15 protein-coding genes and 1 pseudogene are annotated in these 20,309 nt (G+C 75.9%); 8 read left to right on the top strand and 8 right to left on the bottom strand.

From position 1 onward, the window contains the following. Positions 1–101 precede the first annotated feature (101 nt). Entirely contained in the window at positions 102–1,817 is a 1,716-nt protein-coding gene (locus ACZ3IL_RS03950; protein ID WP_467386269.1) for a DUF5691 domain-containing protein, read from the bottom strand. 88 nt (positions 1,818–1,905) lie between these two features. Then, a complete protein-coding gene (locus ACZ3IL_RS03945; RefSeq protein WP_467386267.1) occupies positions 1,906–3,120 on the bottom strand; it encodes an SWIM zinc finger family protein in 1,215 nt (404 codons plus the stop codon). Between the two features lie 355 nt (positions 3,121–3,475). Here ACZ3IL_RS03945 and ACZ3IL_RS03940 point away from each other — a divergent pair, with 355 nt between their 5' ends. From ACZ3IL_RS03940 to sucD, 5 genes are all read left to right on the top strand, one after another. Then, entirely contained in the window at positions 3,476–4,633 is a 1,158-nt protein-coding gene (locus ACZ3IL_RS03940) for an ATP-binding protein (RefSeq protein ID WP_467386265.1), read from the top strand. After that, a complete protein-coding gene (locus ACZ3IL_RS03935) occupies positions 4,630–7,089 on the top strand; it encodes a DUF5682 family protein (RefSeq protein WP_467386263.1) in 2,460 nt (819 codons plus the stop codon). Before ACZ3IL_RS03940 ends, ACZ3IL_RS03935 begins: the two co-directional genes overlap by 4 nt. A gap of 98 nt (positions 7,090–7,187) precedes the next feature. Continuing rightward, the gene (locus ACZ3IL_RS03930; RefSeq protein ID WP_467386807.1) at positions 7,188–8,531 is read left to right on the top strand and encodes a VWA domain-containing protein; all 1,344 of its coding nucleotides are present in this window, start codon (positions 7,188–7,190) and stop codon (positions 8,529–8,531) included. A 612-nt stretch (positions 8,532–9,143) separates the two neighbouring features. Beyond that, on the top strand, positions 9,144–10,322 hold the full coding sequence (gene sucC, locus ACZ3IL_RS03925; protein ID WP_467386261.1) for an ADP-forming succinate--CoA ligase subunit beta: 1,179 nt from the start codon (positions 9,144–9,146) through the stop codon (positions 10,320–10,322). A 21-nt stretch (positions 10,323–10,343) separates the two neighbouring features. Further along, on the top strand, positions 10,344–11,228 hold the full coding sequence (sucD, locus tag ACZ3IL_RS03920) for a succinate--CoA ligase subunit alpha (RefSeq protein WP_046912434.1): 885 nt from the start codon (positions 10,344–10,346) through the stop codon (positions 11,226–11,228). 134 nt (positions 11,229–11,362) lie between these two features. On the opposite strand, the gene ACZ3IL_RS03915 is transcribed toward sucD, so the two are convergent. Both ACZ3IL_RS03915 and ACZ3IL_RS03910 read right to left on the bottom strand, forming a co-directional pair. Then, positions 11,363–12,169, bottom strand: a complete 807-nt coding sequence (locus ACZ3IL_RS03915) for a sigma factor-like helix-turn-helix DNA-binding protein (protein ID WP_467386805.1) — start codon at positions 12,167–12,169, stop codon at positions 11,363–11,365. Between the two features lie 366 nt (positions 12,170–12,535). After that, a pseudogene (locus tag ACZ3IL_RS03910) lies at positions 12,536–12,730 on the bottom strand (helix-turn-helix domain-containing protein); the annotation flags it as partial. Between the two features lie 120 nt (positions 12,731–12,850). On the opposite strand from ACZ3IL_RS03910, the gene ACZ3IL_RS03905 reads away from it, so the two are divergent. Continuing rightward, positions 12,851–14,662, top strand: a complete 1,812-nt coding sequence (locus tag ACZ3IL_RS03905; protein WP_467386259.1) for a cell division protein PerM — start codon at positions 12,851–12,853, stop codon at positions 14,660–14,662. Here the strand turns inward: ACZ3IL_RS03905 and ACZ3IL_RS03900 are convergent. Beyond that, entirely contained in the window at positions 14,659–15,408 is a 750-nt protein-coding gene (locus ACZ3IL_RS03900) for a hypothetical protein (RefSeq protein WP_467386257.1), read from the bottom strand. The genes ACZ3IL_RS03905 and ACZ3IL_RS03900 overlap by 4 nt on opposite strands. A 289-nt stretch (positions 15,409–15,697) precedes the next feature. Between ACZ3IL_RS03900 and purN the strand changes: the two genes are divergently transcribed. Together purN and purH are read left to right on the top strand one after the other, a co-directional pair. Beyond that, entirely contained in the window at positions 15,698–16,327 is a 630-nt protein-coding gene (purN, locus tag ACZ3IL_RS03895; protein ID WP_467386255.1) for a phosphoribosylglycinamide formyltransferase, read from the top strand. Next, on the top strand, positions 16,302–17,867 hold the full coding sequence (gene purH / locus ACZ3IL_RS03890) for a bifunctional phosphoribosylaminoimidazolecarboxamide formyltransferase/IMP cyclohydrolase (protein WP_467386253.1): 1,566 nt from the start codon (positions 16,302–16,304) through the stop codon (positions 17,865–17,867). The genes purN and purH overlap by 26 nt, the downstream gene beginning before the upstream one ends. Positions 17,868–17,914: 47 nt before the next feature. On the opposite strand, the gene ACZ3IL_RS03885 is transcribed toward purH, so the two are convergent. The 3 genes from ACZ3IL_RS03885 to ACZ3IL_RS03875 all read right to left on the bottom strand — a co-directional run bounded on the left by ACZ3IL_RS03885 (position 17,915) and on the right by ACZ3IL_RS03875 (position 20,284). Beyond that, complete coding sequence (locus ACZ3IL_RS03885) at positions 17,915–18,376, bottom strand: hypothetical protein (RefSeq protein ID WP_467386251.1); 462 nt, start codon at positions 18,374–18,376, stop codon at positions 17,915–17,917. Between the two features lie 44 nt (positions 18,377–18,420). Further along, positions 18,421–19,302, bottom strand: a complete 882-nt coding sequence (locus ACZ3IL_RS03880; RefSeq protein ID WP_467386249.1) for a hypothetical protein — start codon at positions 19,300–19,302, stop codon at positions 18,421–18,423. Between the two features lie 97 nt (positions 19,303–19,399). Continuing rightward, positions 19,400–20,284 carry a peptidoglycan DD-metalloendopeptidase family protein gene (locus tag ACZ3IL_RS03875; RefSeq protein ID WP_467386247.1) on the bottom strand — a complete coding sequence of 295 codons (885 nt, stop codon included), beginning with the start codon at positions 20,282–20,284 and terminating at the stop codon, positions 19,400–19,402. Between the last annotated feature and the right edge of the window lie 25 nt (positions 20,285–20,309).

The raw sequence follows: 20,309 nt of genomic DNA, 5'->3' as shown, positions 1-20,309 counted from the left end.
GGCCCTCCCGACGGGAGGGCCCTTCGCCGTTCCCTGCCCGCCTGTCCGCCCCGCCCGCCTGTCCGCCCCGCCCGCCTGTCCGCCCCGTCCGACGGGGCGGATCAGGTGCCGGGAGGCGCCAGTTCGGCGCGTATCGCCGCGCGCAGACGGAGGGTGGAGACCAGGCGCCGGAAGGCCTCGGCCCAGTAGCCCTCCGCACCGGGGACGGTGTCCTCCGCCCCGTCCGGACGGGACGACAGGGGCTCGATCCGCCGGGCCGCCTCCGGGTCGAGACAGCGCTCCGCCAGCCCCATCACCCCGCTGAAGCTCCAGGGGTAACCGCCCGCCTCGCGTGCGGCGTCGAGGGCGTCGACGACCGCCGTGCCGAGCGGTTCCGACCACGGCACGGCGCAGGCGCCGAGCAGCTGGAACGACTCCGGCAGCCCGTGCGCCGCGACGAACCGGGCGACCCAGAGGGCCCGTTCCTCCGGGGGCAGCATCGACAGGAGCCGGGCCCGTTCGGCGAGCGACGGGGTGCCGGGGCCCGTGGCGGGCGGAACCGAGGGCGCGCCGAGCAGGGCGCGCGACCAGGCCGCGTCCCGCTGCCGCACGGCCGCCCTGGACCAGGCCGCGTGCAGCTCGTCCCGCCAGCCGTCGGCGACCGGCAGGGCCACGATCTCCTCCGGGCCGCGCCCGCCGAACCTGGCCGGCCAGCAGGAGAGCGGAGCGGACTCGACGACCTGGCCCAGCCACCAGGACCGCTCGCCCCGGCCCGCCGGCGGGGTCTCCACGACGCCGTCGCGCCGCATCGCCGCGTCGCACTCGTGCGGGGCCTCGACGCCGATCGTCGGCCTGTCCGCCGTCCGGTCGGGCCCGACGCAGGCCACGGCCCGGGCCGCCATCCGGTCGGCGAGGGCGGAGGCCGGCAGCGCGGAGAGCAGGTCGGCGGCGGTGGCGCGGACGTTCCGGCTGCGGTCGTCGAGGGCCTCCTCGAGGAACCCCTCGTCCGCGTCGGAGAGTCCGGCCCGCAGCGAGTCCAGGAACATCAGCCGGTCCTCCGCCCGTTCGGCGGCCCAGGTGGAGGCGAGGAGGGCGAGTCCGGCGGCCGGGTCCTCGGCCCGTACGGCGGTGAGCAGGGCGACCCGCTCGGCGAACAGGCCCTCGCCCCACAGGGCCCGCACCGCCTCCGCGTCCCGGGGGGACGGGAGGCCGGCCGGCCCCGTGCCGCGGAGGGCGAACCTCCACTCGGGGTTGAGCCGGGCCAGCCACAGACCGCGCGGCCCGGCCAGGCGGAGGGCGTGGGGGCGCAGGTCGGTACGGGCCCGTGCCGCGTCGAGCAGGGCGGGCAGGAGGGCGGGCGGCGCCTTGTACCCGTGGCGGTTGGCGAGGGCCAGCCACTGCGGGAGCAGTTCGGCCAGGTCGGGGACGGCTCCGCGCCGCCCGGCGGGCGCGGGCGCGGTCCGCCCGGCGAGCAGCCGGCCGAGACGCCGCCGGGCCGCTTCGGGCAGCGGTTCGCGCGGGTCGTCCGGCGCGGGCTCCGGCGGCGGCGCGGCGGGCCCGGGGCGCAGGCCCGCCCTGCGCCGCACGGTGTGCAGCGCGGCGGCGTCGAGCAGCGCGTGCGCCGCCGCCTCCCCGCCCGCCGCCCCGGGCGCGAGCCCGGCGGGCACCCGCCGGTCCGTCCCGAGCAGCGCCGAGGTGACCAGCTCCTCCCAGGCCGTGCCGGCGCCGTCCGGGGACGCGGCGGAACCGGCGGCGGCGGAGTCGGCGGTGGCCGGGGAGCAGGCAGTGGCGGGAGAGTCCGCGGTGGCGGGGGAGCCGGTGGTCGTGGGGGTCTCCATCACACTCCTCCGGTCGGTCGGTGATCGGTGATCGGTGATCGGTGATCGGTGCCGCGGCCGGGGGCCGGCGGCCGTCGGGCGGGCGGTGTCATACGAGGGGAACCGTCTCGGCGGGCGCCTCCGGCGACCAGGCGGCGAGCGGGGTGAAGCCCCGGTGGCCGCACTCCCCGAAGACGGTCACCGGAGCACCGCCCGACAGGGCGACGAGGCGCCAGAGGCCCGGCCGGGACCGGGCGGCGGGCGTCAGGGGCAGGGCCTCGCGGCCGTCCGCGTCGGCGAGCTGCCATCCGTACGCCGCCCGTGCCGGTACGACGTCGGTCAGCGTCACCGGCCACGCGTCCAGCCACGGGTCCTCGCGCAGCGCGCGCCCGTACGCGTCCAGGCCCTCGCCGACCGGGCCGCCCGGCGGCGGACCGGCGGGGCCGGCGACCGGGACGAAACGCTCGCCCGGTTCCGCCCGCAACTGCCCGGAACCGGAGTGCGGGGTCAGCTCGCCGTCGAGGACCGCCCCCACCGGGAGTTCCAGCCGGGGCGCCCGGCCCGCCGCCCCGTAGGAGAGCAGGAGCGCCGTGCGCCCGCCGGTCGTGCCGTGCAGCCAGACGCGCCGGGTGACCAGCCGGGTGTCTCCCGTGTCGTACTGCGCGAGGACCAGCCAGTGGTCGCGCACCGGGGCGCCGGCGACCGGGGCGGGGAGGCCGACCCGGGTCCGCACGGTCGTCGCGAAGGGCGCGGGCAGCCTGTCGGCGGCCAGCCAGGCCCGGTCGAGGAGATGGGTCAGCGCGCTCTCCTCCAGGAGCCGCACGGGCCAGCCGGGGCCGGACCCCGGTATCGCCGCCAACTCCCTCACCCTGCTCGCGAGTCCGGGGGCCTGGGCGTCGACCATGCGGGCCGCCGTCTCCTCCCACGGCACGTGCCCCGCCCGCTCGGCCGCCGCCAGGCCCCCGCGCAGCAGGTCGGCGAGCCGCCGCTCCAGCTCCCGCGCGCCCGAGGTGATCCGGGCCGCCCTCCGTTCGGCCCGGAGCCGGGCGGCCGCCGGGTCCGCCGTGTCCCCGGCGCCGCCCCCCGCTTCCCGGGGCCCGCCGCCGGGGCGTTCGCACCCGTACGCGGTGTCCGCGGCCCCGGCGGACGTCCGGTGCGACGGACCGTCACCACCCCGGCGCACGCCCCGCACGGCACCGCCGTCGTACCCCGTGTCCGACCGGGGTCCGGCCGTGCCGGACCCGCTTCCCGCCCCGCGCGAGACCTCGCCAGGTGTCGGTGCCGGCACCTGATCGACCGTTCGGCGCACCCCCATGCCATCCATGTCCACGACGGTAGGGGGCACCACTGACAACGACTCCGTCCCGGATGTTCGCGCAGGTGAGGTGGGTGGAGGGGCGTGGCTTCGCCGTTTCCCCGTGTTTCCCCGCGTCTCCCTGTGGTTCTCCGCGTTTCCCTGTTGGCTCTCCGCGAGGAAGGCGGCCCAACGCCGCGCCCCGGGAGCCCTCGTGGAGCGCGCCGCCCGCATCCCGCCGTCTCCGTCCCTCCTCCGCCGCGAACTGACTTCCCGTCACTCAGCTTGGCTCTCCCACCCCTTCCGACCTGCGACGACACCTCACTGTCAGTGGCATGGTGCACGGTGGATCGCACAGCAGGTCGAACGATCTGGAGGGGGATTCATGCCCGTGCCCGAAACCATCGCGCAACCCGGTTCCGGTGTCCGTCCCGAGACCGGGCCGGAACGGCCGCAGGCCTCCACCGAGGTCCTGCGACCGCACGCGGAGCACGCCTTCGCCGGTGAACTCGCGGCCCTCGCCGCGGCCGACGACCGGCCCAGGCCCGCCCGCTGGCGCCTCTCGCCCCGGGCCGTCGCCACCTACCTCCTCGGCGGCACCCTCCCCGACGGGACCGTCGTCACACCCAAGTACGTCGGCCCGCGCCGCATCGTGGAAGTCGCCGTCGCCACGCTCGCCACCGACCGGGCGCTGCTGCTCCTCGGCGTGCCCGGCACCGCCAAGACCTGGGTCTCGGAACACCTCGCCGCCGCCGTCAGCGGCGACTCCACCCTCCTCGTCCAGGGCACCGCGGGCACCCCCGAGGAGGCGATCCGCTACGGCTGGAACTACGCCCGGCTCCTCGCCCACGGACCCGACCGCGACGCGCTCGTGCCGAGCCCCGTGATGCGGGCGATGGCGCAGGGCACGACGGCCCGCGTGGAGGAACTCACCCGCATCCCCGCCGACGTGCAGGACTCGCTCATCACGATCCTGTCCGAGAAGACCCTGCCCGTCCCCGAACTCGGGGAGGAGGTGCAGGCCGTCCCCGGCTTCAACCTCATCGCCACGGCCAACGACCGCGACCGGGGCGTCAACGAACTCTCCGGAGCGCTGCGCCGCCGCTTCAACACGGTCGTCCTGCCGCTGCCCGCGACCCCCGAGGACGAGGTCGACATCGTCACCCGGCGCGTCGGGCAGCTGGGGCGCTCCCTGGAGCTGCCGGTCCTGCCGGACGGGGCGGACGAGATCCGCCGGGTCGTCACCGTCTTCCGCGAACTGCGCGACGGGATCACCACCGACGGGCGCACCAGGGTCAAGTCCCCCTCGGGGACGCTCTCCACGGCCGAGGCCATCTCCGTCGTCACGGGCGGTCTCGCCCTCGCCGCCCACTTCGGCGACGGCGTCCTGCGTCCCGCGGACATCGCCGCCGGCGTCCTCGGGGCGGTCGTCCGGGACCCGGCCGCCGACCGGGTCGTCTGGCGGGAGTACCTGGAGACGGTCGTCCGGGAGAGAGACGGCTGGAAGGACTTCTACCGCGCCTGCCGCGAGGTGACCGCGTGACCCCGCCCACCGCTGCCCCGGCCGGGTCCCGGGCCCCCGGCCGGACGGGCGGCCCCCTCCTGCTCGGCGTGCGGCACCACGGGCCCGGGTCCGCGCGGGGCGTGCGGGCCGCGCTGGAGGCGGCGGAGCCCGCCGTCGTGCTGATCGAGGGGCCCGCCGAGGGCGACGCGCTCGTGGCGCTCGCGGGGGAACCGGACATGCGGCCGCCGGTCGCGCTGCTCGCCCACGCCGTGGACGACCCCGGGCGGGCGGCGTTCTGGCCGATGGCCGAGTTCTCGCCCGAGTGGGTCGCGATCCGCTGGGCCCTGGACCGGGGCGCCGCCGTCCGGTTCATCGACCTGCCCGCCGCGCACACCCTCGCGGCCTCCGATCCCACCTGGGGCGACGCCGAGGGCGAGGAGGACCAGGTCGCCGGGGGCGGACCCCGGACCGTCTCCGCCACCGGACCCGCGACAGGAACGGACGGGAACGGGACCGGCACCGGGGGAAGGACCGCGGCCGGCCCCGGCGGCGGAGCCCGGCCCGCCCCCGCCCTCGCTCCCGGGGCGGACGGCGGGCTCCGGGCCGGCCCCCGGATCGACCCCCTCGCCGAACTCGCCCGGGCCGCCGGGCACGAGGACGCCGAACGCTGGTGGGAGGACGTCGTCGAGCTGCGCCGCGACGGCGACCCCACCGCACCCTTCCAGGCCCTCGCGGAGGCCATGGGCGCCCTGCGGGAGGCGTATGGCCACGGCGGACACCCCCGCGACCTCGTCCGCGAGGCGCACATGCGGCTCCGGGTGCGCGCCGCGCGGAAGGAGTTCGGGGACTCCGTCGCCGTCGTCTGCGGCGCCTGGCACGTCCCCGCCCTCGCCCGGCGCACCACCGTCGCCGCCGACCGGGCCCTGCTCAAGGGCCTGCCCCGGGTGAGGACCGAGACGACCTGGGTCCCCTGGACCCACCGCAGGCTCGCCCGCCGCTCCGGTTACGGCGCCGGGATCGACGCGCCCGGCTGGTACGCGCACCTGTTCACCGCGCCCGACCGGCCCGTCGAACGCTGGATGACCGGCGTCGCCGGACTCCTCAGGGCCGAGGACCACCCCGTCTCCTCCGCCCACGTCATCGAGGCCGTCCGGCTCGCCGGCGCCCTCGCCGCCCTGCGCGGCCGACCGGGCCCCGGGCTCGAGGAGACCACCGACGCCGTCCGGGCCGTCCTCTGCGAGGGCTCCGACGTGCCCCTCGCCCTGATCCACGACCGCCTCGTCGTCGGCGACGTGCTCGGCGAGGTCCCGGCGGACGCCCCCGCCGTACCCCTCCAGCGCGACCTGAGCCGCCAACAGCGCGCCCTGCGGCTCAGACCCGGGGCGGAGGAGCGCGAGCTCGCGCTCGACCTGCGCAAGGAGACGGACGGCGCCCGCAGCCGCCTGCTGCACCGGCTGCGGCTCCTCGGCGTCCCCTGGGGAGAGCCGGTCGCCGGCCGGGCCGGCACCGGCACCTTCCGGGAGACCTGGCGGCTGCGCTGGGAACCCGAACTGCACGTCCGGGTCGCCGAGGCCGGTGTCTGGGGCACCACCGTCGAGACCGCCGCCACCGCCAGGGCCGAGTCCCGGGCCCTGGCGGCCACCGCCCTCACCGACGTCACCGCCCTCGCCGAGGACTGCCTCCTCGCCGGGCTCACCGGCGCGCTCCCCGTCGTCATGCGGACGCTCGCGGACCGGGCCGCGCTCGACACCGACGTCGCCCATCTCGCCCGGGCCCTCCCGGCCCTCGCCCGCTCCCTGCGCTACGGCGACGTCCGGGGCACCGACACCGGGGCCCTCGGCGGGGTCGCCGCCGGGCTCGCGGAACGGATCTGCGTCGGCCTGCCGCCCGCCTGCGCCGGACTCGCCCCCGACGCCGCCGCGTCCCTGCGCGAACGCGTCGACGAGGTCCACCAGGCCCTCGGCCTGCTGCCGGGCGCGGCCGGGCTGCGCGAACGCTGGGCCGGGGTCCTGCGCGGGCTCGCCGGGCACGACCGGGTGCCCGGCCTCCTCCGGGGCCGGGCCGCCCGGATCCTCCTGGACGAGGGGCTGCTCTCCGGCGACGAGGCCGCCCCCCTCATGAGCCGCGCCCTCTCGTCCGCCGCCCCGCCGCCCGACGCCGCCGCCTGGATCGAGGGCTTCGCAGGCGGCGCCTCCGGCGGCGGACTGCTCCTCGTCCACGACGAGCGCCTCCTCGGACTCGTCGACGCCTGGCTCGTCTCCGTGCCGGCCGAGGCGTTCACCGACGTCCTGCCCCTGCTGCGCCGCACCTTCTCGTCGTACGAGCCGGGGGTCCGCCGCACCCTCGGCGAACTGGCCGCCCGGGGCCCGCGCGCCGGCGGCCCGGGTCCCGCCGCGCCCGGCGTGCCCGGCTTCGCCCCGGCGCCCGACCGGGAGCGCGCGGACGCCGTCCTGCCCCTCCTCCACCTCGTCCTCGGCACGGAGGCCCCCGCGTGAACACGCCCCCGAGCACCCCCGCGTCCCCGCGTCCCGTTCCCGCCTGGGACCCGCACTCCGCTCCCAGCCCGGACCCGCACCCCGCCCCGGGCCCGGGCTTGCACTCCGCCCCCGGCCCACATCCCGCCCCCACCCCTGTCCCTGTCCCGCACCCCGCTCCCGCCCCGGGCCCGCACCCCGCTTCAGATCCGCACCCCGTTTCCAGCCCGGACCCGCACCCCGCCCCAGGCCCGGACTCGCACCTCACCCCGCACACCCCTCCCGCCCCGCTTCCCCTCCCGGGCCCCGACGGCGAGCGGTCGCGCCGCTGGCGTCTCGTCCTCGGTGGCGGGGACGCCGACGGGACCGGCCGCGCCCTCGCCGGCACCGACGCCGCCGTGGACAGGGCCCTCACCGCCCTCTACGGCGTGAATCCCGGCGACCGCGACGGCACCGGACGCGACCGCACGGCCGGGCTCGGCGCCTCCGCCCCCTCCGTCGCCCGCTGGCTCGGCGACATCCGCGCGTACTTCCCCGGCAGCGTCGTCCAGGTCATGCAGCGCGACGCCATCGACCGGCTCGGCCTCGAAACCCTCCTCCTGGAACCGGAGATGCTGGCGGCCGTCGAGGCCGACGTGCACCTCGTCGGCACCCTCCTCTCCCTTCGCGGGGCGATGCCCGAGACGACCAGGGAGACCGCCCGCGCCGTCGTGCGCAAGGTCGTGGACGACCTGGAGAAACGCCTCTCCGCCCGGACCCGGGCCGTCCTCGCCGGCGCGCTCGACCGCGCCGCCCGGACCAGCCGCCCCCGCCACGGGGACATCGACTGGAACCGCACCGTCCGCGCCAACCTCACGAACTACCTGCCCGAACACCGCACGATCGTCCCCGAGCGGCTCGTCGGCCACGGGCGCGCCTCCCGGGCGGTGAGGAAGGAGGTCGTCCTCTGCGTCGACCAGTCCGGTTCCATGGCGGCCTCCGTCGTCCACGCCGCCGTCTTCGGGGCGGTGCTCGCCTCGATGCGGACGATCGCCACCCGGCTCGTCGTCTTCGACACCTCCGTCGTCGACCTGACGGACCGGATCGAGGACCCGGTGGACGTCCTCTTCGGCACCCGGCTCGGCGGCGGCACCGACATCAACCGCGCCCTCGCCCACTGCCAGTCACGGATCACCCGCCCCGCCGACACCGTCGTCGTCCTCGTCAGCGACCTGTACGAGGGGGGCATCCGCGACGAGATGCTGAAGCGGGTCGCGGCGATGAAGGCCTCCGGCGTCCAGTTCGTGGCGCTGCTCGCCCTCTCCGACGAGGGCACCCCCGCCTACGACCGCGACCACGCGGCGGCGCTGGCCGCGCTCGGCGTCCCGGCCTTCGCGTGCACCCCGGACCTGTTCCCGGAGATCATGGCGGCCGCCCTGGAGAAGCGCCCCCTGCCGGTACCCGTGCCGATACCCGCCGACTGACCCGCCCGGGCCCCGGGTCCGCCGACCGACCCGCCCGGCTCCGATTGACTCGCGGAGCCGCCGACCGACCCGCCCGGTTTCGACCGACCCGCCCGGCTCCGATTGACTCGCCCGGACGGCGGGCCCGCCGGACACGGGCGCCCGGTTCTCGGCCACGTGCCGGTTCTCGGCCGCACGCCAACCGCGCGCCGACCGCCAACCGGCCGTGACCGGGGGCGTTCCTGCGGAATCCGTCGTCGTGACCCGTCCGCACGCGTGCCCGATGGGCGACTGAGTTCCTTGTCACAGGGGCTTCCGGACGCCCCTCACCCCGCCTTCCCGTGCGGCGTGAGGGGCCGGGAGACCGTGTCCCGCCTGCTGCGACCCCCCGTTCCGGCCGCCCCGGACCCCCGGTGCGCCGCCCTTCCGCCCCCACGGCCTGTGACCCGTATCACCGCTCCCGCGTGATCCGCGATTTAGGGACCCACGGCCCACGGCGATAACCTGCGAGACGGACATGCCGCGTCCACGGACACCGTGTACGCCTCCCTTGTGACAGAGCAGTCACGTTGCCCTTCGCGGCACGCCCACGCAGACAACGAACCGCGATCATCAGAAAAGGGACGGACGCGCGTGGACCTGTTCGAGTACCAGGCGAGGGACCTCTTCGCCAAGCACGGTGTACCGGTGCTGGCCGGTGAAGTCATCGACACGCCTGAGGCGGCGCGCGAGGCCACCGAGCGTCTTGGCGGCAAGTCGGTCGTCAAGGCGCAGGTGAAGGTCGGCGGCCGCGGCAAGGCCGGCGGCGTCAAGCTGGCCGCCACCCCGGACGAGGCCGTCGCCCGCGCGACGGACATCCTCGGGATGGACATCAAGGGCCACACGGTCCACAAGGTGATGATCGCGGAGACCGCTCCGGAGATCGTCGAGGAGTACTACGTCTCGTACCTCCTCGACCGCACCAACCGCACCTTCCTGGCGATGGCCTCCGTCGCCGGCGGCATGGACATCGAGGAGGTCGCCGCGACGACCCCCGAGAAGCTCGCCAAGGTGCCGGTCGACTCCAACGCGGGCGTCGACATCGAGAAGGCCCGCGAGATCGTGGCCCTGGCGCAGTTCCCGGCCGACGTGGCCGAGAAGGTCGCCGAGGTCCTCGTGACCCTGTGGGACACCTTCGTCGCCGAGGACGCGCTCCTCGTCGAGGTCAACCCGCTGGCCAAGGTCGCCTCCGGCGACATCCTGGCCCTCGACGGCAAGGTCTCCCTCGACGAGAACGCCGACTTCCGCCAGCCGGAGCACGAGGCGCTGGAGGACAAGGCGGCGGCCAACCCGCTCGAGGCCGCGGCCAAGGCCAAGGGCCTCAACTACGTCAAGCTCGACGGCGAGGTCGGCATCATCGGCAACGGCGCCGGCCTGGTCATGTCGACCCTGGACGTCGTCGCGTACGCCGGTGAGAACCACGGCGGCGTGAAGCCGGCCAACTTCCTCGACATCGGCGGCGGCGCCTCCGCCGAGGTCATGGCGAACGGCCTGGAGATCATCCTGGGCGACCCGGACGTCAAGTCCGTGTTCGTCAACGTCTTCGGCGGCATCACCGCCTGCGACGAGGTCGCCAACGGCATCGTCCAGGCCCTGGAGCTCCTCGCCTCCAAGGGCGAAGAGGTCACCAAGCCGCTGGTCGTGCGCCTCGACGGCAACAACGCCGAGCTGGGTCGCAAGATCCTGTCGGACGCCAACCACCCGCTGGTGCAGCGCGTGGACACCATGGACGGAGCGGCCGACAAGGCCGCCGAGCTCGCGGCTGCGAAGTAAGGGACGAGGGACACCAGAGCCATGGCTATCTTCCTCAACAAGGACAGCAAGGTCATCGTCCAGGGCATGACCGGTGCCACGGGCATGAAGCACACCAAGCTCATGCTGGGTGACGGCACCAACATCGTCGGCGGCGTGAACCCGCGCAAGGCCGGCACCAAGGTCGACTTCGACGGCACCGAGATCCCGGTCTTCGGCACCGTCGCCGAGGCGATGAAGGAGACCGGCGCCAACGTCTCGGTCCTCTTCGTGCCGCCGGCCTTCGCGAAGGCCGCCGTCGTCGAGGCCATCGACGCCGAGATCCCCCTCGCGGTCGTCATCACCGAGGGCATCGCCGTCCACGACTCCGCCGCGTTCTACGCGTACGCCGTGGAGAAGGGCAACAAGACCCGCCTCATCGGCCCGAACTGCCCCGGTCTCATCACCCCGGGCCAGTCCAACGCCGGCATCATCCCGGGCGACATCACGAAGCCGGGCCGCATCGGCCTGGTCTCGAAGTCCGGCACGCTGACGTACCAGATGATGTACGAGCTCCGTGACATCGGCTTCTCGTCCGCCGTCGGCATCGGTGGCGACCCGGTCATCGGCACCACGCACATCGACGCCCTGGCGGCCTTCGAGGCCGACCCGGAGACCGACCTGATCGTGATGATCGGCGAGATCGGCGGCGACGCCGAGGAGCGTGCGGCCGACTTCATCAAGGCCAACGTCACCAAGCCGGTCGTCGGCTACGTCGCGGGCTTCACCGCGCCCGAGGGCAAGACCATGGGCCACGCCGGCGCCATCGTCTCCGGCTCCTCCGGCACCGCCCAGGCGAAGAAGGAGGCCCTGGAGGCCGCGGGCGTCAAGGTCGGCAAGACCCCGACCGAGACGGCCAAGCTGGCGCGCGCGATCCTCGCGGGCTGACGCCGCACCACCGCACAGCGAGTGGGCCCCGCCCCTCCCGGCCCGTCCGGGCGGGGGGCGGGGCCCACTCGCGTGTCCGCCCCGTGACGGCCGGTCCGGCCGCGGGGCCCGTCCGCGCGCGTGTTCCGCGGCGGCTATCCGGCCACCGGGACCAGCCGTTCGGGGCCGGGGTGGGGTCCGGAGCGCAGCTTGTCGCGGAGCTCCAGGTCCTCCGGGCGGAGCTTCTCCGGGCCGCCGCGCACCGGCACGCCGTCGACGGACTCGCCGGGGGCGTTCACGGGGATGTACCGGGTCGGTGCGGTCACCACCGTGAAACCGGTCAGCGCGACGAGGACCGCCGTCGCGCAGACCACCGCGCGCGTCCAGGTGCGGGCCCGGTGCTCGCTGCCGGTCCGGACCGAGCGGGCCGCCGGGAGCGTCGCCGCCGGCGCCCCGGCGACCGGCGCGGTCAGCCGCCGGCGCAGGTCCTCCGGCCCGGTGAGCCCGGGGACCCGTTCGCCGAGGACCGTACGGGCGTGCAGCAGCCGGTTGGCGGCGGCGGGGGTGCTCGCCTCCGTCTCGGCCGCGGTGTCCGGCAGGTCGAGCCCGAGCCCGTCGTAGAGCAGGACGGTGCGGCGGTACGGCGGCGGCAGTTCGAGGAGGGCGGAGAGCAGCGCGTCGGGGGCCGCCCCGGCCGGCGGGGCGTCGGGGTGCCGGTGGGCGCGGCGCAGCCGGTGCCAGGGGGAGAGGGCGTACTCGTGCGCCGCCGCCCGCACCCAGCCCACCGGGTCCGGGTCGACGGCGACCTCGGGCCAGCGGTGCCAGGCCTGCTGGAAGGCGCGTTCGACGGACTCGCGGGAGAGCGCGCCGCGGCCGGTGAGCAGGTACGTCTGGTGGACGAGGGCGGGCGCGGCGTACGCGTAGAGCGCGTCGAACGCCTCCTCGGGGGTGAGGGCGGGCACGGCGGGGCGTCCGGCCGGCCCCGGGGAGGGCGCTTCCGGAGAGGGTGCTTCCGGGGCCGCCGGTCCGGGGGCCGCCGCTTCCGGGGCCGCCGTCTCCGGGGCCGCCGTCTCCGGGGCCGTCCGTTTCAGTCGTTCCGACGGGACGGGGAGGGCGTCCCGGGCCGGTCCGGGAGCGGACCCGGGAGTGGAAGCGGTGGCCGGGAGAGAGGCCGGCGGGGTGGGGGCCGAAGGAGTGAGGGCGGCCCCGCGGGGCACCCCCTCCGCCTCCCGGGTCCCGGACGGTTCCTCCGGCCGCGTTCCCGGTTCTCCGCGCCCTGCGGCCGGGGAGGGCGGGAGCGGGCCGCCGGACCCGCACGCGCCGAGCAGCCTCGCGTACGCCTCGCGTGTGCGGCCCCGGGGCGCCGAACGCCCGGTCTCCCACGCCTTCACCGTGGCCTTCGTGACGCCCATGGCCTCGGCGACCTGCTGCTCGCTCAGGGCGAGGGCCTCGCGCAGCCGGCGTCGTTCCTTCGGGGGCGGCAGGGTGGCGGGGGAAGAGGAATCCGCAGTGCTCCGGCTCATGGGCGCTTACCTCCCGCAGAGCTTTTCTGGGCGGAAAAGAACATAAACGTATATTGAGCGACACAACGGTTGTTTGCCTGTTACGCGGCGAAAGCGCGTGTCGTTGGCAGCATGGCCTCCGTGACCCACGTGACCGATCACCCGATGGTCCAGGGCGGCCGTTCCGCCGCGCTCGCCACCGCCTGCGTCCGGGGCGGGGTCGCCGCCGGACTCGGCCTCGGCGTCCTCGCGGTCCTGGTGGTCGCGGCCTGGATCAGCTCCCCGTTCCCCGACGGCGGCCCCGGCGGCGCCCTCCACGTGGCCGCCGGGCTCTGGCTGCTCGCCCACGGGGTGGAGCTGGTGCGCACGGACACCCTGTCCGGCGTGCCCGCGCCCCTGGGCGTCGTCCCCCTGCTCCTGGCCGTCCTGCCCGTCTGGTTCGTCCACCGGGCCGCCCGCGACACCCTCGACGCGGCGGGCGACCGGGGCCGGCCGCGCCCCTCGCCGGGCGGCGCGGTCGCCTCGGTGGCCGGGGGATACCTCCTGGTCGCGGCCGTGGTGGTGGTCTACAGCGAGAGCGGCCCGCTGCCCGCCGAGCTGATCACGGCCGGGCTCCGGCTGCCCGCCGTGGTGGTCGGTGCGGCCGGGGCGGGGGCCTGGACGGCGCTCGGCCGCCCGCTCCCCGGGGTGCGGCAGGCCGTCGCCCTGCGCGCGGCGGGGCTCGCCCTCCTGACGCTGCTCGGCGGCGGCGCGGCGGCCGCGGCGGTCTCGCTGGTCTGGCACGCGGGCCGGGCGCAGGCGTCGTTCCTGGGCCTCGCGGGGGAGTGGTCGGGGCGGGCGGCGCTCGCGCTGCTCGTCCTGGCGCTGCTGCCGAACGCGGCCGTGTGGGGCGCCGCGTACGGCCTCGGCCCCGGGTTCGCCGTCGGCACGACCGCGCTCGCGACCCCGCTGGGCCTGACCGGGGACCCGGCCGTGCCGCCCTTCCCGCTCCTGGCCGCGCTGCCCGCCGAGGGCCGCGGCACGTGGCTCCACTGGGCGGTCGCGGCGGCTCCGGCCGCCGCCGCCGTGGTCCTGGGGCACCGGGTGGGCCGCGCGGCGCGGGCCTGGACGCTCCGGGGCACGGTGCTGACGGTCCTGGGCGCGGCCGCGCTGTGCGGGACGGCCGTGGCCGTCCTCGCGACCGCGTCGGGCGGCCCGCTCGGCCCCGGCCGGCTGTCCGCGTTCGGCCCGGTGTGGTGGCGGGCGGGGGCGGCGGCGGTGGCGTGGGCGCTCTGCGCGGGGACGCCGACGGCCCTCGGGGTACGCGCCTGGGGCCGCCGGACACCGCGCGCGGAACGCCGGGCGGCCCGCGCGTCCGCGCCCGTTCCCGCCCCGGACGCCCCGGGGACGGAACGGGAGGCCTCCAGGACGTGGAACCCGCTCCGGAACCGGGCGGGAAGGCGGGACCGGGCGGAGGCGCGCGGCGGGGCGGGGACGTGGTTCCGGGGCCGTCCCCGGTTCCGGGGCCCGGACCGGGAGCCCGGCCGGCGGCCCGGTACGGAACCCGGTGCGGGCACCGCCGCCCCCGCGTTCCGTGCCGTCTCCAGGATCGGGTCCTTCCTCGGGTTCGGGCCCCTCCCCGGGACGGGGGCCGGGGTCGTGCCCGGAGCCGGCCCCCGGAGCACCGGCACCGGCCCGGGGCCGGACGGCGTCCGGGGCGGCGGCTCGTACGACGATCTGTACGCCGACCCCTTCGACGGCCCCGGCTACGAGCCGTACGACTACCTCCCGGCCGCCTGGGAACCCTCCCGGGACCCGGAACCGGAGCCGCAGACGGACCCGAAGACGGACTCGAAACCGGACCCCCGGACGGCCCCGGACCCGCAGACGGACCCGCAGACGGACCCGCAGACGGCTCCGGGCCCGGCGCCGAAGCCGGACCCGGTGCCTCCCCTTCCGGCCGGGGAGAGCTAGTCCCGGACCCCGAAGCCCGCCCTCAGCGGCTTCGGCAGGAGGTCGTTGCAGGCGACCTGGCCCGCGTGGGTGAGGGCGTCGTCGCGGCACTCGTAGAAGTCGCGGTAGACGAGCTGGAAGGTGAAGCCGACCGCGACGACGGCCAGGGCCACGGCCGACGCGACCAGACCGCCGATCGCGGCCGTCCGCATCGTCCGCAGCGGAACGGACGGGCCGGGAGCGGCCCGTCCCGGCTCCGCCGGCCGTTCCGGGGTCCGGGACGGCTCCTGTGACGTCGGCGACATCCCGCCGGCCCCGCCGGCCGCCGTCTCCGCGTCCCGCTTCGGCCCGGTGCGCAGCGAGCTGATCCCCCAGTACACGCCGAGGGCGCCGAGGAGCAGGGCCGGTTCCGGGAACCCGAAGAGGGCGAAGAAGAAGCCCCACATGCCGGCGAGGATCGCGTACCGCGCCCGCCGCTGCGCCGGGTCCGTCGGGTCCCAGCGGAGCCCCGGGCCGCGCTTCGGGCCGCCCTGGCCCGGACCGTCCTCCGGCCCGCCCCGGCGCTCCGGGCCGCGGCCGAAGCCGTCCTGGGAGGGGCCCGGCTGGCGCGGGCTCCAGCGGCCGTCGGACGGGCCCGGCGCGTCCGGCGTCCCGGACGCGCCGTCGTCCGGGCCCTCCGGTCGCCGCGGCTGCCACGGCTGGTCCGGCCTGCCCTCGGGCGGCGGCGCGAACGGGTTGTTGTCGTCCGTGGACTGGCGTTCCGGCATCTGCTGAACGTCTTCCCTCTGTCGTCTCGACCACGACCGCACCCGTGGTCTCCGCTGCTGTCTCGTACGCCGCACGCCCGTCGTCCCCGGCGCCGTCTCCGGCCGGTACGCCTCACCGCGCGTTCCGGTGTCGGACCCTGACGCTACCGCCCGCCCGCGCCCCCGTCCCGTGGGGGCCGTCCCGTGTGCCGGTATCGTTGCTGCCGGTCGAGCCATTCGTAGGGTTCCCCGTATCGAGCGATGCGATTCGTTCGTACGACCGCACAAACACCACGGAAAGAGTGACCCAGTGGCTGCCGCCCGCCTCGTCGTCCTGGTCTCCGGGTCCGGTACCAACCTGCAGGCCCTCCTCGACGCCATCGCCGCCGACCCCGGGGGGTACGGGGCGGAGATCGTCGCGGTCGGCGCCGACCGCGACGGGATCGCCGGTCTGGAGCGCGCCGAACGCGCCGGGCTCCCGACCTTCGTGTGCCGGGTGAAGGACCACGCGAACCGCGGGGAGTGGGACCGCGCCCTGACGGAGGCCACCGCCGCGTACGCGCCGGACCTCGTCGTCTCGGCCGGTTTCATGAAGATCGTGGGCAAGGAGTTCCTCGCCCGCTTCGGCGGCCGGGTCGTCAACACCCACCCGGCCCTGCTGCCCAGTTTTCCCGGTGCCCACGGGGTGCGCGACGCCCTCGCCTACGGCGCGAAGGTCACCGGGTGCACCGTCCACTTCGTCGACGACGGCGTCGACACCGGCCCGATCATCGCCCAGGGCGTGGTCGAGGTGCGGGAGACGGACGATGAAGCCGCTCTGCACGAGCGCATCAAGGAAGTCGAGCGCTCGCTGCTCGTCGACGTCGTGGGGCGTCTCGCCCGGCACGGCTACCGCATTGAGGGACGAAAGGTTCATGTCGGTGAACACGGACACCGTTAAGCCCATCCGCCGCGCGCTGGTCAGCGTCTACGACAAGACGGGGCTCGAAGACCTGGCCCGCGGCCTGCACGAGGCCGGTGTCGAGCTCGTCTCCACCGGCTCCACCGCCGGGAGGATCGCCGCGGCCGGCGTCCCCGTCACCAGGGTCGAGGAGCTGACCGGCTTCCCCGAGTGCCTGGACGGGCGCGTCAAGACCCTGCACCCGCGCGTGCACGCCGGCATCCTCGCCGACCTGCGCCTGGAGTCGCACCGCGAGCAGCTCGCCGAGCTGGGCGTGGAGCCCTTCGACCTGGTCGTGGTGAACCTGTACCCGTTCCGCGAGACGGTCGCCTCCGGCGCCACCCCGGACGAGTGCGTCGAGCAGATCGACATCGGCGGCCCCTCGATGGTCCGCGCCGCCGCGAAGAACCACCCGTCCGTGGCGATCGTCACCAGCCCCGAGCGGTACGCCGACGTGCTCGCCGCCGTCCGGTCCGGCGGCTTCGACCTGACCGCCCGCAAGCGGCTCGCGGGCGAGGCGTTCCGGCACACCGCCGCGTACGACGTGGCCGTGGCCTCCTGGTTCGCCGACGACTACGCGGCGGCCGACGACAGCGGCTTCCCGGACTTCCTGGGCGCCACGTACGAGCGGAAGAACGTCCTGCGGTACGGCGAGAACCCGCACCAGGGCGCCGCGCTCTACGTCGACGGAACGGGCGGCCTCGCGGAGGCCGAGCAGTTCCACGGCAAGGAGATGTCGTACAACAACTACACGGACACCGACGCCGCGCGCCGGGCCGCGTACGACCACGACGAGCCCTGCGTCGCGATCATCAAGCACGCCAACCCGTGCGGCATCGCGATCGGCGCCGACGTCGCCGAGGCCCACCGCAAGGCGCACGCCTGCGACCCGCTGTCCGCGTTCGGCGGCGTCATCGCCGTCAACCGCCCGGTGACGGTCGAGCTGGCCGAGCAGGTCGCGGAGATCTTCACCGAGGTCATCGTCGCCCCGGCGTACGAGGACGGCGCGGTCGAGATCCTGGCCAGGAAGAAGAACATCCGCGTCCTGCGCGCCGAGGGCGCGCCGGCCAACCCGGTCGAGGTCAGGCCGATCGACGGCGGCGCCCTCCTCCAGGTCACCGACCGCCTCCAGGCCGACGGCGACGACCCGGCGAACTGGACCCTCGCCACCGGTGACGCCCTCTCCGCCGGGGAGCTGGCCGAGCTGTCCTTCGCCTGGAAGGCCTGCCGCGCGGTCAAGTCCAACGCGATCCTGCTCGCCAAGGACGGCGCCTCCGTCGGCGTCGGCATGGGCCAGGTCAACCGCGTCGACTCCGCGAAGCTCGCCGTCGAGCGGGCGGGCGAGGAGCGGGCACGCGGCTCCTACGCCGCCTCCGACGCCTTCTTCCCCTTCCCGGACGGCCTGGAGATCCTCACGGCGGCCGGCGTGAAGGCGGTCGTGCAGCCCGGCGGTTCGGTCCGTGACGAGCTGGTCGTCGAGGCCGCGAAGAAGGCGGGCGTGACGATGTACTTCACGGGGACGCGCCACTTCTTCCACTGAGCCGGGAGCACGGGGGAGGGCCCGCCGGCGGGCCCTCCCCCGTCGGGTCAGCTCATGAAGCGGTCACACGAGTTGACCCACTGGTGGGACCGGATGTTGTTGTTCATGTTGGCGCCGTTGCTGAAGGTGTTCCGCGAGAGGTCGTCGACGAAGTACTCCTCGGCCTTCAGGCAGTTGTATCCACCGCCGTAGTTCGCCAGGTACCAGAACTTCACGATGGAGTAGCTGCCGGTGTAGCCGGCGTTCAGCACGGAGGACGCCTTGTCCCCGGCGTTCACGAAACCGCCGCCCGCCGCGTTCCAGTCGGCGTCGTTGCCCGCGCTGCTGCCGAGGTAGCCGTAACAGTACGTGCTGTCGTACGCGTACACCTGGCCGTTCCGGCCCGGCCAGACGCTGTCGCAGTGGTTGGCGGCGGTGCCCGTGCCCGACGCCTGGGCCGCCGTGGCGGGGGTGATCAGACCTGCGGCCGCGAGGCCGAGGGCGGCGACGGACATGCCGAACTTGCGCATGGGTGGCTCCTTCGGTGGGTGACTGGGTGGTGATGACAGGTCGTTCAGACCCGGCTGCCGGTGATCCCGGCAGCCCGTTCGTAGGCCCTGTACCGCAGCCGTCGGTAGGCGTCCAACTCGTCGCCGTACTCGGCGCGCAGGGCGTTCAGGTAGTGCGTCTGGCGCTCGCGGGCCACGGTGGCCAGCGAGGTCTCGCGGGCGCAGAGGGCCTCCGCGACCGCGGTGCGGGTCTCGGTCGCGAAGTCCTTCGACCGGGCCACGGCCTCCCGGGCGGCCGCCGGATCGGGGTGGGGGAAGCCGGACCGCCCCATGCAGGCCGCCCAGCCCGCGAGCGCGGTCGTGAACCGCTCGTCCCGCAGGATGTCGGGGACGTACAGGGGCTGGAGGTTGCTGACGGCCTTGTCGGCCCGGAACCAGGCGTCCGGGTCCCCGTACAGCTTCCGCTCCGCCTCCTCCGAGCAGCCGCCGAGCCGCTTGCGGATGGTCGCGGTGCCGCCGGGGAGCTTCGCGGCGAGAATCCTGGCCCGGCGGCCGCCGTCCAGCGCCTCGTCGTACGCCGCGCGGCGCCCGGCCGGGAGGCCCTCGCGGTACGCGCCGTTGGGGTTCGCCCGCCGGTAGCGGCCGGCGGCGGCCTCGATCCGGCTGCCGTAGCCGTGCTTCCGCGCCCACTCCACGTCGTCGTTGACGTAGCCGGACGCCCGGCTCTCCTCCAGGCCGGGCCTGGGGCTCGTCCAGTACGGGAAGCCGGCCCGGTTCATGCACCGCTTGACCAGCACCTCGTTGGCGTCCGAGATCCGCAGCTCCTCGGCCCGCGTCAGCTCGCGTTCCGGCCGGGGCGCGGCCGCCGGCGCCGAGCAGCCGGCCGACACCGCCGCCACGGCCGCCACCGCGACGACCACGCGGACACGCACGGGCAAGTGCTTCATCGCAGGTCCCCCCTGTGACCGCGCCGCCCTTTCGCGGCGCAGTCACACCCTGGGGCCCCGGCCGGCACCGCGGTACCTCGGATGTCCCAGGGAGGCGCTACGGACACTCTCCGCCCCAGGTCACGGACGCGACCGTCCGCCCGCCGGCGGGGAAGTCGCCGTGGCCGTCCGCCCAGCCGTAGTGCAGGCACTGGGAGCCGCCCTCGGCGAAGGTGACGTAGGCGTGGTCGTAACCGGGCTGCGCGGTGCCGTTGTTGAAGTAGGAGCGGCGCGGTCCGCAGGGGCTGGTGGGCGTGTCGACGTCGGTGGCGCAGACCGTGCCCGTGCCGCCGGTGCCGGAGTAGAAGCAGACGGAGCCGGCCGGGCAGGCCCACGGCTGCGGGGTGGTCGGGGAGCAGTTGCGGCTGGTGACGGAGGGCCACTCCGCTCCGGCGCCGCTGTACTGGACGCCGTCGAAGTGGACCGGCACCCGGTCCGACTCGTACGTGAAGTGGCCGGAGGCGCGGTACCGCTGCTCGTAGTGGAGATGGGCCCAGTCGTTCGCGCTCCCCGACCGGCCGACGCTGCCGATCCAGGTGGCACCGGTGACCGGCTGGCCCACCCGCACGAACGCCTCCGGTGCTTCCCGGAGGTGGTAGTAGGCGGTGAACCAGCCGTTGCCGTGGCTGATCTGGAGGGTGTTGCCGGAGCCGGGGTGGACGTACGCGGCCGAGACCGTGCCGGGCGCGGAGGCGTACACGGGGAGGCCGTCCGAGCCGGGGTTGCCCTCGGCCACGATGTCGAGGGCGGGGTCGTGCGCCCAGGTGTCGAGCTGCCACGTCGTCCCGCAGGCGAAGGGCAGCTGGAAGGCCGGTTTCCCCGGCGGCGGGGCGGCGGCCCGCGCGCTGCCGGTGCCGGCGGCGAGGCCGAGGGCGACGGCCGCGAGGGCCAGGAACAGCGCGAGGGCGGTGCGCGGTGGTGCGAGGACCGTGCGTACGGACACCCTTCCTCCTTCGGTTCGGAACCGG

Source organism: Streptomyces sp. NPDC014907 (genome assembly GCF_055562975.1).
The sequence above is the reverse complement of the archived record's forward strand: the minus strand, read 5'-3'. Positions and strand labels throughout refer to the sequence as shown.

What these genes read in the sequence shown, in the direction of transcription:
- ACZ3IL_RS03950 (WP_467386269.1), bottom strand. Translation starts at nt 1,817, where the DNA reads ATGGAGACCCCCACGACCACCGGCTCCCCCGCCACCGCGGACTCTCCC.
- ACZ3IL_RS03885 (WP_467386251.1), bottom strand. Translation starts at nt 18,376, where the DNA reads ATGCGCAAGTTCGGCATGTCCGTCGCCGCCCTCGGCCTCGCGGCCGCA.
- purH (WP_467386253.1), top strand. Translation starts at nt 16,302, where the DNA reads ATGTCGGTGAACACGGACACCGTTAAGCCCATCCGCCGCGCGCTGGTC.
- ACZ3IL_RS03900 (WP_467386257.1), bottom strand. Translation starts at nt 15,408, where the DNA reads ATGCCGGAACGCCAGTCCACGGACGACAACAACCCGTTCGCGCCGCCG.
- sucD (WP_046912434.1), top strand. Translation starts at nt 10,344, where the DNA reads ATGGCTATCTTCCTCAACAAGGACAGCAAGGTCATCGTCCAGGGCATG.
- ACZ3IL_RS03880 (WP_467386249.1), bottom strand. Translation starts at nt 19,302, where the DNA reads ATGAAGCACTTGCCCGTGCGTGTCCGCGTGGTCGTCGCGGTGGCGGCC.
- ACZ3IL_RS03940 (WP_467386265.1), top strand. Translation starts at nt 3,476, where the DNA reads ATGCCCGTGCCCGAAACCATCGCGCAACCCGGTTCCGGTGTCCGTCCC.
- ACZ3IL_RS03945 (WP_467386267.1), bottom strand. Translation starts at nt 3,120, where the DNA reads ATGGATGGCATGGGGGTGCGCCGAACGGTCGATCAGGTGCCGGCACCG.